Origin of the sequence: Streptococcus acidominimus, from assembly GCF_001921825.1 — a bacterium.
Classification (GTDB): domain Bacteria; phylum Bacillota; class Bacilli; order Lactobacillales; family Streptococcaceae; genus Streptococcus; species Streptococcus acidominimus.
Genome location: NZ_MSJL01000029.1, coordinates 16359 through 28250, shown reverse-complemented (window position 1 = coordinate 28250; position 11892 = coordinate 16359). Strand labels below are relative to the sequence as shown.

12 protein-coding genes and 1 pseudogene are annotated in these 11892 nt (G+C 43.4%); 3 read left to right on the top strand and 10 right to left on the bottom strand.

What is annotated here, in order from left to right; translation table 11 throughout:
• Positions 1-233: pseudogene (locus tag BU200_RS06995) on the top strand (IS110 family transposase); the annotation flags it as partial.
• Between the two features lie 324 nt (positions 234-557).
• Here BU200_RS06995 and BU200_RS06990 read toward each other — a convergent pair.
• From BU200_RS06990 to BU200_RS06975, 4 genes are all read right to left on the bottom strand, one after another.
• Positions 558-1460, bottom strand: a complete 903-nt coding sequence (locus BU200_RS06990; RefSeq protein ID WP_447441976.1) for a competence protein CoiA — start codon at positions 1458-1460, stop codon at positions 558-560.
• Between the two features lie 282 nt (positions 1461-1742).
• On the bottom strand, positions 1743-3737 hold the full coding sequence (gene metG / locus BU200_RS06985; protein WP_075099497.1) for a methionine--tRNA ligase: 1995 nt from the start codon (positions 3735-3737) through the stop codon (positions 1743-1745).
• 631 nt (positions 3738-4368) lie between these two features.
• On the bottom strand, positions 4369-5001 hold the full coding sequence (locus BU200_RS06980) for a DUF421 domain-containing protein (protein ID WP_075099496.1): 633 nt from the start codon (positions 4999-5001) through the stop codon (positions 4369-4371).
• On the bottom strand, positions 4998-5450 hold the full coding sequence (locus tag BU200_RS06975; protein WP_075099495.1) for a DUF3290 family protein: 453 nt from the start codon (positions 5448-5450) through the stop codon (positions 4998-5000). Before BU200_RS06975 ends, BU200_RS06980 begins: the two co-directional genes overlap by 4 nt.
• Positions 5451-5657: 207 nt before the next feature.
• Here BU200_RS06975 and BU200_RS06970 point away from each other — a divergent pair, with 207 nt between their 5' ends.
• Both BU200_RS06970 and BU200_RS06965 read left to right on the top strand, forming a co-directional pair.
• Positions 5658-6485 carry an exodeoxyribonuclease III gene (locus BU200_RS06970; protein WP_075099494.1) on the top strand — a complete coding sequence of 276 codons (828 nt, stop codon included), beginning with the start codon at positions 5658-5660 and terminating at the stop codon, positions 6483-6485.
• Between the two features lie 9 nt (positions 6486-6494).
• On the top strand, positions 6495-6872 hold the full coding sequence (locus BU200_RS06965) for a VOC family protein (RefSeq protein ID WP_075099493.1): 378 nt from the start codon (positions 6495-6497) through the stop codon (positions 6870-6872).
• A gap of 622 nt (positions 6873-7494) precedes the next feature.
• Here the strand turns inward: BU200_RS06965 and BU200_RS06960 are convergent.
• From BU200_RS06960 to serC, 6 genes are all read right to left on the bottom strand, one after another.
• Positions 7495-7848: an arsenate reductase family protein gene (locus BU200_RS06960; RefSeq protein WP_075099492.1), complete on the bottom strand. Its 354-nt coding sequence runs from the start codon at positions 7846-7848 to the stop codon at positions 7495-7497.
• Positions 7832-8344 carry a methylated-DNA--[protein]-cysteine S-methyltransferase gene (locus BU200_RS06955; RefSeq protein WP_075099491.1) on the bottom strand — a complete coding sequence of 171 codons (513 nt, stop codon included), beginning with the start codon at positions 8342-8344 and terminating at the stop codon, positions 7832-7834. The genes BU200_RS06960 and BU200_RS06955 overlap by 17 nt, the downstream gene beginning before the upstream one ends.
• On the bottom strand, positions 8331-8534 hold the full coding sequence (locus BU200_RS06950; RefSeq protein ID WP_075099490.1) for a DUF6440 family protein: 204 nt from the start codon (positions 8532-8534) through the stop codon (positions 8331-8333). Before BU200_RS06950 ends, BU200_RS06955 begins: the two co-directional genes overlap by 14 nt.
• Before the next feature lie 2 nt (positions 8535-8536).
• The gene (locus BU200_RS06945) at positions 8537-9718 is read right to left on the bottom strand and encodes a phosphoglycerate dehydrogenase (protein WP_075099489.1); all 1182 of its coding nucleotides are present in this window, start codon (positions 9716-9718) and stop codon (positions 8537-8539) included.
• Between the two features lie 85 nt (positions 9719-9803).
• Entirely contained in the window at positions 9804-10364 is a 561-nt protein-coding gene (locus BU200_RS06940) for a GNAT family N-acetyltransferase (protein ID WP_075099488.1), read from the bottom strand.
• Positions 10364-11455 carry a 3-phosphoserine/phosphohydroxythreonine transaminase gene (serC, locus tag BU200_RS06935; protein WP_075099487.1) on the bottom strand — a complete coding sequence of 364 codons (1092 nt, stop codon included), beginning with the start codon at positions 11453-11455 and terminating at the stop codon, positions 10364-10366. The genes BU200_RS06940 and serC overlap by 1 nt, the downstream gene beginning before the upstream one ends.
• Between the last annotated feature and the right edge of the window lie 437 nt (positions 11456-11892).

Below are 11892 nucleotides of genomic sequence, written 5' to 3'. Positions count from 1 at the left end.
GAGGCAATCCTTATGCCAGAAAGATTCTCTTTAAGTGCATCCATAACATCGCTTCAGCTCGTCATACCAATCCTTGCCATATCGCTGATTTCTATGAGAAACGAAAAAGACAATCGCAAGCTAGTTCCACTAAGCCACATGCGATTGCCTCTATACATCGTCTCACAAGGACCATGTATTACCTCATAACGCATAACAAACTTTATGATTACGGTTCAACCCAAAATCATTAAAGTTGTCCATGCCATATTATTGTAACACCTTATGAAAAAAATGGCAAAATAAGGTGTGCTTTTGGTGTGCATTTTTTCTCCTAATGTAGACCAAACATGGAGAGCATGGAGGATAATATCAAGTAACTTTATAAATTTTTTACCCGAAAACCATTGAAATACTTGACAAATGGTAGAAAATAGGAAATTGATGCCGTGTCTCAAGACACAAGGCAATTTATCCCTAAAGGGAGCCACACCTGTAAGCAACTAAAGTTACAACAATTGCGTCTCTTTTCACACAGTGCTTAGCTCGAGTTCAATTACCCAAGGTTGCTTCTAATATCAGATAGGCTTTTTCTCAAGAACCGTTCGATAAAAGATCGGGGGATAAAGATATTGTTCCTCTTTACAGTCTAGTTGCTGGTAATAGGTCTGAAAATTAGCATAGTAGCCTCTTAAATCCTGTTGGATTTGGACAAAACCACACCTAGACTGGGGCGGACGAATTTGGGGATAAAAGTCATCCAGACTTTGGGCAAGAAGATTGCCTCCCTCCTGATAGAACTGCGCCTGAACTGCTAACCACTTGGGAGAATGATGATAGAGTTGACGGGCAATATAGTCGAGCAAATCTACGTCCTGCTTTCCTTTTAAAACGGCAGCTTTTTTCTGTTGATAGGGAAAACGCAATATGGCAAGAAGATTGCCAACTCCTAGGGGAAATTCTTTGGTCAAATACTGAAGACGACCATGCAAGTCCTCATGGATCAAGTACTGTAAACGTAGCTGCTGATGCCTTAGCGACAATTCCCATAGGAAAAAGCCCGAATATTGGCTAAAGGAGAGAAACTGCTTTTGTAGATTGGTGAGGCGATTTTTTAGCCACAACTGCTCACCTAAGAGCCACAAGACATGATACCCCGCCTGCTGATAGGCCTGTGTCCGCTCTTGCAAACGCCGAAGAGGCAGTCGCGAACACTGCACTTCTAAAGCCAGCTTATCCTCCACCAGTACATCTGCAATCTGCTCCATCTCGGGCAGTCGCTTTTCCAGCTCCGCCTTGCTATGCTTACTTGCCCATTGATACAGACTTGTCTTTAATGCAAGGTGTTGGGCGGATTCATTTTCAGAGAAATAAGCACAATTCTTCAAGGAGACATGGGCAAAATGGGGACGAATGACCCGTCCTTTGCGCAGACGAACAGGACTGCCGCAGCCAGGACAGAAGAACTGCTCTCCCATCATGGCTCGCTCTTCAACGACTGCTCCTTGAAATTCAAAAGAATACTTTGTCAACGGGTATAAACAAATAGACTGTCCTCGCTCATTTTTAGCAACTAACATAAGCCCTCCTACCTATTTATTCGCCAAAAAACAAGCTACTGGTGTGTAACTTGTTTTTCTTTAATAATATAGCCGTTTAGTTTATTTTTAGTACTAGGCAACGAGTCGCAGGTAGTACTGGGGTACAGCAAGACAAGTTAACGAAGTAATAAAAAATATAAACTAAATGACTATAACAAAGCATTAACCAATCACGCTACCATTTGGCACGCTAGGATCAACCGTCAAGAGGGTTAAGCTATCACCATGTTCTGCTGATAATATCATCCCCTGACTGATATGCCCCATCATCTTGCGCGGTTTAAGATTGGCTACGATTTGAACCTTTTTACCGACCAATTCTTGCTCATTTGGATAGTATTTAGCAATGCCAGATAGGATTTGGCGATCTTCGCTATCACCTGCATCCAGACGGAACTGGAGTAGTTTATCACTACCTTCGACTTTTTTGACTTCCTTGACTTCTGCAACACGGATTTCGACTTTTTCAAAGTCATCAAACTTGATTTCCTTGCGGTTCAAAGTCAAGTCAACCTCTTCGGGCTTCCACTCCTTTTCAATCGCAGGCTTGCCTGCACCCATTTGCTCCTTGATATAGGCGATTTCTTCCTCCATATCTAGACGAGGGAAGATAGGCTGACCTTTTGCAACAACGGTCAATCCTGCTGGTAAATCGGCGAGCGCTAAGACCTCTAAGCTGCTGACTTTTTGCAGACCCAATTGCTCTAGGATAGCAGCACTTGTTGCCATCATAAATGGCTCAATCAAGTGGGCTACTACACGCAAGCTAGCTACCAAATGGCTCATAACAGAAGCAAGTTCAGCACGCTTTTCTTCCTCTTTTGCTAAGATCCACGGAGCTGTCTCATCAATGTATTTGTTGGTACGGGCAATCAAGGTCCATACTGCTTCCAAGGCACGCGGATAATCCACCGCTTCCATTTGCTTGTGGTATTGAGCGATAGAAGCTGTCGCCACACCTGCTAGATCTTCGTCAAAAGCAGTTACATTTCCTGCGTAGGCAGGGACTTGTCCGTCAAAGTATTTGTTAACCATGGCAACTGTACGATTGAGCAGGTTGCCAAGATCATTGGCCAATTCATAGTTGATACGTCCGACATAATCCTCTGGTGTAAAGGTTCCGTCTGATCCGACAGGCAGGCTTCTCATGAGATAGTAACGCAGGGGATCCAGTCCATAACGCTCCACCAGCATATCTGGATAAACGACATTCCCTTTCGATTTGGACATTTTGCCATCTTTCATGACAAACCAACCGTGGGCAATCAGACGCTCTGGTAAAGACAAGTCGAGCATCATAAGCATGATAGGCCAGTAAATCGAGTGGAATCGTAAAATGTCTTTTGCAACCATATGATAAACAGTGCCATTCCAGAAAGTATCAAAATTCGCATGATCTTCTTGACCATAGCCAAGGGCTGTCACATAGTTTAAAAGGGCATCAATCCAGACATAGACAACATGCTTGGGGTTAGATGGGACAGGAACTCCCCAAGTAAAGGAAGTGCGGCTAACCGCCAAATCTTCCAGACCTGGCTCGATAAAGTTTTTCACGATCTCATTCATCCGTCCATCCGGCTGGATAAAGTCAGGATGTTCCTCGAAAAATGCTACCAGACGGTCTGCGTATTTGCTCAATCGCAAGAAATAAGACTCCTCTGATACCCATTCCACCTCATGACCAGAAGGAGCAATCCCGCCAATAACCTTACCTGTCTCGTCTCGGAAAACCTCTTCCAATTGACTTTCCGTGAAAAATTCCTCGTCTGATACAGAGTACCAACCAGAGTATTCTCCCAAGTAAATATCGTCTTGGGCGAGCAAGCGTTCAAAGACCTCTGCCACAACCCTTTCATGGTAATCATCGGTCGTGCGGATAAATTTATCGTAGGAAATATCCAAGAGTTCCCACAGTTCTTTGACCCCAACAGCCATGCCATCCACATAGGTTTGGGGGCTAATCCCTGCTTCTGCTGCCTTGGTTTGAATCTTTTGACCATGCTCATCAAGGCCTGTCAAATAAAAGACATCATAGCCCATAAGGCGCTTGTAGCGCGCCAATACATCACAGGCAATCGTGGTCGTCGCATTTCCGATATGAAGTTTTCCAGAAGGGTAGTAAATCGGGGTAGTAATGTAAAAATTCTTTTCCGTCATGTGTTTTCCTTTCAGGGCAAATGAAACCCAGTGCTATCGTTTTATTATATCACAAAAAGAAGTTGTTGATAAAGCATAAATTTCTGCTATTTATAATCGTTTGCTTTACTTTTACTGAACACGACCAAACTCTGTGCGAAAAGAGATGCAGGTGTTCTAGCTTTAACTAGTTACAACTGGGGCTTCCTTTAGGGATAAATCTTCCTAGCTTCAAAGGTATGGATACCTTTAGAGGCGGGAAATAGAAGTTTGCGGAGCAAACTCTCATCTAAAAACTCTGCGTCAGATTTCCTAGTTTGCCGTAGCCGTTGCGGACTATGCCCGCTTATGGATATGGTATTAACAGTCAGGGAGGTGACTGTTAATACATAAAGAGGTGCGCTTTGAGTTTTTAACGGGCTTTGTATCTTGGTGTAACTGAACACAGGCTAAAAGCTCGGAAAAAAGAGACGCAGCTGTAACTAGCTTCAGCTAGTTACAGCTGTGGCTACCTTTAGGTATAGATTTCCTCGTGTTCATGGAACACAGCGTCAATCCCCTATTTTTGCTTTGCTCGCTTCAACAGTCTAGGAATAGACTGTTGAAGGTTAGGGATAGAACGAGTGGAACTCGTGTCAAACGTCCTCGTATCTTAATAGGTCACGACATTGAGGTCGCCTTTATCATATTCGGCAATGAAAATGTCCGTCACTTCTTGGTGACCCATTTCTTCCAGTTTTTCAAGGAGCCATTCTTCTGTTTGATCAATGGATTCCAAGACATCTGTCTGAATCGTTCCATCTGCAACAACAGGGTACTTAGGATTTTCTTCTCCTGCCTGCACGACAATCAATTGACCATTTTGTTCCAAGACGGCACGTTTGACCTGCTTTAGCTGATAGATCCCTTGTCCTCGCAATTTTAAAGCTACATCTGACGCTGTCAATCCCACCGAACGACAGGCTTCTACATCTACCTTTCCATTTTTAATGAGGATCGTAAACCGTCCATCAATCATGCGTTTTAGAAAATGATTGTGGGTCTTCACCCATTTCAAACTCAAGACCAACATTGTCCAAATCAGGAGGATGATGCTGTATTGCAAAATGGAAATGGATGGACTGTAAATCACACCTCCGATGATTCCACCAAGAACATAATTCTGTACCTGATCACTAGCCGAATTAGGCGCAAGATTGCCCTTACCAGACACATTGATCACAAAAATAAGAGAGAGCAGACCTAACCCTAGTTTAATCGCAATATCCAGATAAGATAATGTCATTTTTCCACCTCCACTACTTCAACATCCGCCTTATATAAGTCCATCTTTTCTAAGAGATAGGTGTCTGGCTCACTGCCACGAATCGCACGGTAAAACTGGTTGCCGACTTTCACAATCGCCCCATCTGTTGTAACAGATGTATTGACATAGACCCTTGATTTATCCACCTGTAACTGACTTGATACAAGCTCAATAAAATGGAGCGAAGTCTGGTATTGACTATCTGAAGCCTGATTACTCTGGAATTGACTTAGTCCAATCAGCACTGTGACAAGTAAGCCATTAAGTAGAATCATAAACAGCTCGCGGTACTTACTGTCTTTTTTCTCATGGTAGTATTGAAAAGCTACAACAGCTGCCGCTACTAAAATAAGCAACACAATACCTGCTAGCATCCAGTTAGCACTACTGATCTGGCTCAAAACATAGTCGTAGGAATAGAACTTCATCATATCCTCCTTTTATTTTTTGTTCATTATACGACAATTTCACACCGTTTTCAACCGTCTTTCCTAGACACATGAGCTAGAAACAAGCCCATATTCTATACTTTTGATATAATACAAAAAGAAGAAATTACTATACTCAATAACACCCAAACAAATAGACAAGGTTTCGTTTGGATTATTGTAGAGTATAAGAGAAAAGGATACATTATGAAACTCATTTCATGGAATATTGATTCCCTCAATGCGGCCTTGACCAGCGATTCTGCTCGTGCGCAACTGTCACAAGCTGTTTTACAGACCTTGATCGCAGAAGATGCAGATATTATCGCTATTCAGGAAACCAAGCTATCAGCCAAAGGTCCGACCAAGAAACACTTGGACATTCTGGAAGAACTCTTTCCAAACTATGAAAATACCTGGCGGTCTTCTGTCGAGCCAGCTCGTAAGGGCTATGCGGGAACCATGTTTCTCTACAAGAAGGGCTTGACCCCTATCATCACCTTCCCCGAAATCGGAGCACCGACGACCATGGACTTGGAAGGGCGGATCATCACCTTGGAATTTGACCAGTTCTTTGTCACCCAAGTCTATACTCCAAATGCGGGAGACGGATTAAGACGCTTGAGCGATCGCCAAGTGTGGGATGAACGATATGCAACATATCTGGCACGACTAGACCAGCAAAAACCAGTTCTTGCAACCGGAGACTACAATGTTGCCCACCATGAAATCGATCTGGCAAATCCTGCAAGCAACCGGCAGTCGCCTGGATTTACCGATGAAGAGCGGGCTGGATTTACCAATCTACTCGAAAAAGGCTTCACCGATACCTTCCGCCACCTACACGGCGACATTCCTCATCAGTATACTTGGTGGGCACAGCGTAGCAAGACTAGCAAAATCAATAATACTGGCTGGAGAATTGACTACTGGCTGACAAGCAATCGTGTGGCTGACAAGGTGACCAAGTCGGAGATGATTGACTCGGGAACCCGCCAAGATCACACACCGATCGTCATGGAGATTGACCTATAAGGAGAAACAATGATTACAACATCAACGACTATGCTCTATGTTGCAGATACCAAGGCTGCCATGGAATTTTGGACAGGAAAAATCGGCTTTGTCCTCTTGGACACAGCCGACCATGGTGAAGCAATTTCTTATGAAATTGCGCCATCAGCTGATTCTGCCACCAAATTTGGCATTCATGATAAAGAATGGGTGGCAACAGCCAATCCTGGCATGAATGTCGGCTTTCCAAGCCTCTTATTTGAAACAGATAACTTGGAAGCAGAATATGAACGGTTGACCCAAGCAGGTGTTGCGACAAACCCTATCATGGACTACCAAGGTATGCGACATTTTACCTTTGCAGATCATGAGGGAAATTACATTGCTGTGAGAGAAGCCACCTCATAATAGGACAAACAGCGGGAGAAAGAAGCAAAAGCCTCCTAGCCCAAAATCATCTGTTTTCTTTATTTCCCACCTCAACCAGTCTATCCCCAGACTGGTTTGACGAAAACTTCGTTTTCTTTATTTCCGACCTCAAACAGTCTATCCCCAGACTGGTTTGACGAAAACTTCGTTTTCTTTATTTCCGACCTCAACCAGTCTATCCCCAGACTGGTTGAGCTAGTATAGCCTTACTACGCTTCGGACATCTGAATAAGCAACAAAACCGCAGAAACTACCTCACCGAAAATCGGTAGGAAGTCTGCGGTTTTTTCTATGAACTATCGTACCTAGCATTCGACATCATCTGGATATGGGGTCTAGGTTCCTACTCTATAAAAATCAAAATCTGGAACTGGCTAAAGCTAAAACAGTTATTCCTCAAAGGTAGCCACACTTGACACGAGTTACACTCGTTTTATTTCCAACCTTCAACAGTCTATTCCTTGACTGGGTGACACGAGTTACACTCGTTCTATCTAGTTTTTAGGGAACAGGCTAAAAACCTCCACTAGAGCTTTTTACTCAGCAAGGTGAGTTACCAACGTCAGAGTTTGATTTTTAAAGCGTATCTGCTGAACTTGGACTACAACCCCAAGTCCTTATATGCTGTGCGATAACCAATCTGCAATATTTTTCCGTCCTGAATCAGGAGAGGACGTTTAATCAGCATACCGTCATTCGCCAATAAGTCCAAGGCTTGAGCCACACTCAACTGGTCAAACCTATCTTTTAAGCCGAGCGCTCGGTAGCTATTACCAGATGTATTGAAATATTTCTTGAGTTCGAGCCCTGTAGCCTCCATCCATTCCTTCAACTGACTAGCCTTTGGCGGATTCGTCTTAATGTCAATCGCTTCAAATTCGAGACCCAGAGCCTGCAGTTCCGCCTTGGCTGCTCGACAAGTCGAGCATTTTGGATATTCATAAAATACTAACATCTTCTTCCTCTTTCTTCATCAATGCTTCATGCGCTAACAACCAGCGCTTTTTTTCTATTCCACCTGCGTAACCCGTCAGCTGTCCTTTCCTGCCCACCACTCGGTGGCAGGGAATGAGAATGGAAATCGGATTTTTCCCGACTGCTCCACCGACAGCCTGACCAGAAAGTATCCCTAGGGATTTTGCAATTTGCCCATAGGTCACCGTCTGCCCACAGGGAATCTCCTGCAAGAACTGCCACACAGCTTTCTGAAACGGAGTGGCTGAAAGATCCAGCGATAGAAGAGACAAATCAACTGCTTGACCGGCAAAGTAGGCATCCAGTAAGAGCGTCGCTTGCTTAAGAATGGGATGCTCTACCATGATGGGTGTCTCTGTCACACCCCGCTCAAAATATTTCTGATCTTCAAACCAAATACCCCGCAATCCTTTATCAGTCGCAATAAGGGATAGGGGACCTAAGGGCGACTGATAGAGGCATTTATAGTAGGTCATCTTTAAACTTCTTGTTGATATTTGGCTTTCCTTCTGAATCGAGCAGCGGCTGCAACTCGCTTTCTCCGACATGTAAGTATTCGACACCTGTTTCCCTATCCACCCACAGCGCTGTCATAAGGTTGATTTGAAACACCTCAAATCGCTCTTTTAATTCTTTCACATATTCTTTACGATCTTTTTTATCCATTCTTACTTCCTACTTTCAATGATGCGCACCTTGACAATATTTTCATCGCTTTCAAATTGCTGCGCAAGAGCCGTGATTTTTTCCCTGTCTGCCTCATCCAAGTCCAGTATGGTGTAGGCATAGTCCCCTTTTGAACGATTTAAGATATTATCGATATTGATATTGAGCTGAGAGACTGCCGTGGAGATCTTTGCCACCATGTTTGGCACATTTTTATTGATGAGAGTAATCCGAAATGGCGTTGAAAGTGCTTGGTGCATGTTGGGGAAATTAACCGAATTGGTGATTTCACCTGTTTCCATAAAACGGCGAATCGTCTTACCCGCCGCAACAGCGCAGTTCAATTCTGCCTCTTCTGTGGAGCCTCCTACATGTGGAAAGACCGTAATGTGAGGCTGGTTGAGCAAGTCGTCCGTCCCAAAATCTGTCACATAGTGACCGACAACACCAGTTGCAATCGCATCAAACAAAGCTGGATGACTGACCAACTCACCGCGAGCAAAATTGATAATAGTGGTGCCTTTTTTCATCATGGAAAAAGCTTGCGCATCAAACAATTCGCGGGTACTATCGTTTAGGGGCACATGAACCGTGATATAGTCTGACTGCCTAAAAATTTCTTTCAAATCATCCACTCGCTTAACGTGGCTTGAAATACTCCAGGCTGTTTCAACAGATACATAGGGATCGTATCCCAAGACATTCATCCCCAAACGGCGAGCGTCATTGGCAATCCGTGCACCAATCGCACCAAGCCCTATCACACCAAGGGTCTTGCCTGTGATTTCCGTCCCTGCAAATTGTTTTTTCCCTGCCTCAACTTGCTTGGGTACATCATCCCCTGACAGGGTATTGACCCAAGCCGTAGCACCGATATAATCACGCGCAGAAAGTAGAATAGAAGCAAGCACCGCTTCTTTTACAGCATTCGCATTGGCGCCGGGTGTATTAAAAACAACAATTCCTTGGGCTGTTGCCTCCTCGATCGGAATGTTATTGGTTCCTGCCCCTGCTCGAGCAATAGCTTTCAGATTTTCTGGAAAAGCAAAGCCGTGCAAATTTTCAGAACGGACAATGAAGGCATCTGGATTGACTGCCTGATCCCCGTCAATCTGGAATTTATTTCCTAATTCCTTCAAGCCAATCTGATTGATATTATTAAACGTTCGTACACTAAATACCATATTATTCCCTAAAAGGAGAGTGCTACTAAGACATTCTCCCTCTTTCTGTTCTTATTTAAAGTTGAAAGGACAAGATGTCCTACACTCAATCATTTCTACCAAGTAGCCAACGGTCATCCTCAGCAATTTCTTGATAGAGGCTCTTCTCTTTCTTGGTTTTAATCTTCTGATATGCCAAGCGCTCCCCGTCAATCGGCACTTTTCCACAATAGACAAAGCCCAATTTTTCTAAGATATGCTGCATCGGAAGGTTTTGTTCATGGGTATCGCAACGAAAATCTGGACCTTTTTCCCCCTCAATCAAGCCTTGTAAAAAGGTCTGGATAATCTGCTGACCGCGGAATTTTTGAGCAACAGCTACGCGATGAAAGGTCGTATAAAGAAAATTATTGTGCTGCCACTTACCGTCATAAATCTCGTTATAGGCTGGTTCATTGCCAACTTGAACAGCTGTATAGGCAGCTACCTGCCCCTCAACAATGGCTACATAACCACGACCTGATAAGATATCATCAAAGACATCTTCCTGACTTGGATAGCTTCCCTGCCACTGGCTACTCCCTGACTGGGCTAGAAAAGCCCGCGCCTCTTCAAAAATCTGACAAATCGCAGTCACTTCGTTAGGATGAGCAAGTCGAATTTCCATTAGGCATTCTCCTCTTCAAATTTCTTCATAAAGGCAATCAAATCAACTACTCCTTGATAGGGAAAGGCATTGTAGAGACTTGCTCGCATACCACCTACTGAACGGTGCCCCTTGATATTTTTAAAACCTGCTGCCGTTGCTTCCTTGACAAATTTAGCGTCTAAGTCTGGGTTTGGAGACACAAAAGGAATATTGGCCAAAGAGCGTTCTTCCACCTTGCGAACAGGATTGCTATAAAAATCAGACTGGTCAATATAGTCATACAACAGACCTGATTTTTCACGGTTGAGCCTTTCCATTTCATCAACCCCACCGATTTCCTTGACCCACTCAAAGACGAGCTTGGCAATGTAGATCGAATAAGCTGGGGGCGTATTATAGAGCGATTCATTCTCTGCTTGAATGCGGTAGTCCAACATACTAGACAAGACTGGCTCACCAGCCAAAAGATCTTCCCGGACAATCACAACGATCACACCAGCAGGACCAATATTTTTTTGAGCACCTGCATAAATCATGGCAAAATCTTCCACCTGATAGCGAGCTGCTAGGATATTAGAAGACATATCCGCAATGACAGGAACACCATTGGTATCTGGAATCGTATAAACCGCTGTTCCTTCAATAGTATTATTGGTCGTTAAATGGACATAGGCTGCCTCGGGATCAATGGCTACCTTATCAAAACTTGGCAATTCCGCATAGGTAATCTCCTCTGTTGACCCCAGTAAAATAGGTTCAAAAGGAATTGTTTTTGAGAGTTTCACCGCTTCGGTATATGCCTTTTTTCCCCATAAACCACCTGCTAGATAGTAGGCTTTCTTTCCACGGGCAAAATTAAGGGGAATCATGGTAAAGGCAAGCGACGCCCCGCCCTGCAAAAACAAGACCTTATAGTGGCCGGGAATCCCCATTAACTCGCGCAAGGTCGCCTCAGCACCTTTTATAATCTGATCGAACTCTTTGGAGCGATGCGACATCTCTAATACACTCATGCCAGAGCCATCATAATTCAAAAATTCAGCCTGTGCTTTTTCTAAAACAGCTTTTGGCAATACCGCAGGACCAGCAGAAAAATTATAGATTGTCATCCCATCCCTCCAAATTAAAAAGATTTTGTTTATTGTATCACAAATTTTCAGACCATTCCATATTTTTACCTTATATTAGTATATTTATTCGGGTTTACCCCTTTCCCAGAACTTGCCATTTTTTATCATTCCCTTAGCGAAATATACACCATTACACAAAAGATTCTGCCATTGCTAATTTCCTTGTAAAAACATTTAAGCAAGTGTCGTGGATTATTTTTTATGAGTTGAAATGTACAACAACATATATATAGCCATTGTCGTTTCTCCATGAGTTTGATATAATCATTTTGAATTATCAAATTAAAAGGAGATTTAAGAAATGAAGCCAGAATGGACAAAGTTCGCAGAAAAAAAGATAAAGGAGTTAGAACATTTTTTCAAAACACAGAACAAAAATACTGCTCTTAAAAAGATTCTCCCAATCGCTATCCCTA

What these genes read in the sequence shown, in the direction of transcription:
- BU200_RS06990 (WP_447441976.1), bottom strand. Translation starts at nt 1,460, where the DNA reads ATGATGGGAGAGCAGTTCTTCTGTCCTGGCTGCGGCAGTCCTGTTCGT.
- metG (WP_075099497.1), bottom strand. Translation starts at nt 3,737, where the DNA reads ATGACGGAAAAGAATTTTTACATTACTACCCCGATTTACTACCCTTCT.
- BU200_RS06980 (WP_075099496.1), bottom strand. Translation starts at nt 5,001, where the DNA reads ATGACATTATCTTATCTGGATATTGCGATTAAACTAGGGTTAGGTCTG.
- BU200_RS06975 (WP_075099495.1), bottom strand. Translation starts at nt 5,450, where the DNA reads ATGAAGTTCTATTCCTACGACTATGTTTTGAGCCAGATCAGTAGTGCT.
- BU200_RS06970 (WP_075099494.1), top strand. Translation starts at nt 5,658, where the DNA reads ATGAAACTCATTTCATGGAATATTGATTCCCTCAATGCGGCCTTGACC.
- BU200_RS06965 (WP_075099493.1), top strand. Translation starts at nt 6,495, where the DNA reads ATGATTACAACATCAACGACTATGCTCTATGTTGCAGATACCAAGGCT.
- BU200_RS06960 (WP_075099492.1), bottom strand. Translation starts at nt 7,848, where the DNA reads ATGTTAGTATTTTATGAATATCCAAAATGCTCGACTTGTCGAGCAGCC.
- BU200_RS06955 (WP_075099491.1), bottom strand. Translation starts at nt 8,344, where the DNA reads ATGACCTACTATAAATGCCTCTATCAGTCGCCCTTAGGTCCCCTATCC.
- BU200_RS06950 (WP_075099490.1), bottom strand. Translation starts at nt 8,534, where the DNA reads ATGGATAAAAAAGATCGTAAAGAATATGTGAAAGAATTAAAAGAGCGA.
- BU200_RS06945 (WP_075099489.1), bottom strand. Translation starts at nt 9,718, where the DNA reads ATGGTATTTAGTGTACGAACGTTTAATAATATCAATCAGATTGGCTTG.
- BU200_RS06940 (WP_075099488.1), bottom strand. Translation starts at nt 10,364, where the DNA reads ATGGAAATTCGACTTGCTCATCCTAACGAAGTGACTGCGATTTGTCAG.
- serC (WP_075099487.1), bottom strand. Translation starts at nt 11,455, where the DNA reads ATGACAATCTATAATTTTTCTGCTGGTCCTGCGGTATTGCCAAAAGCT.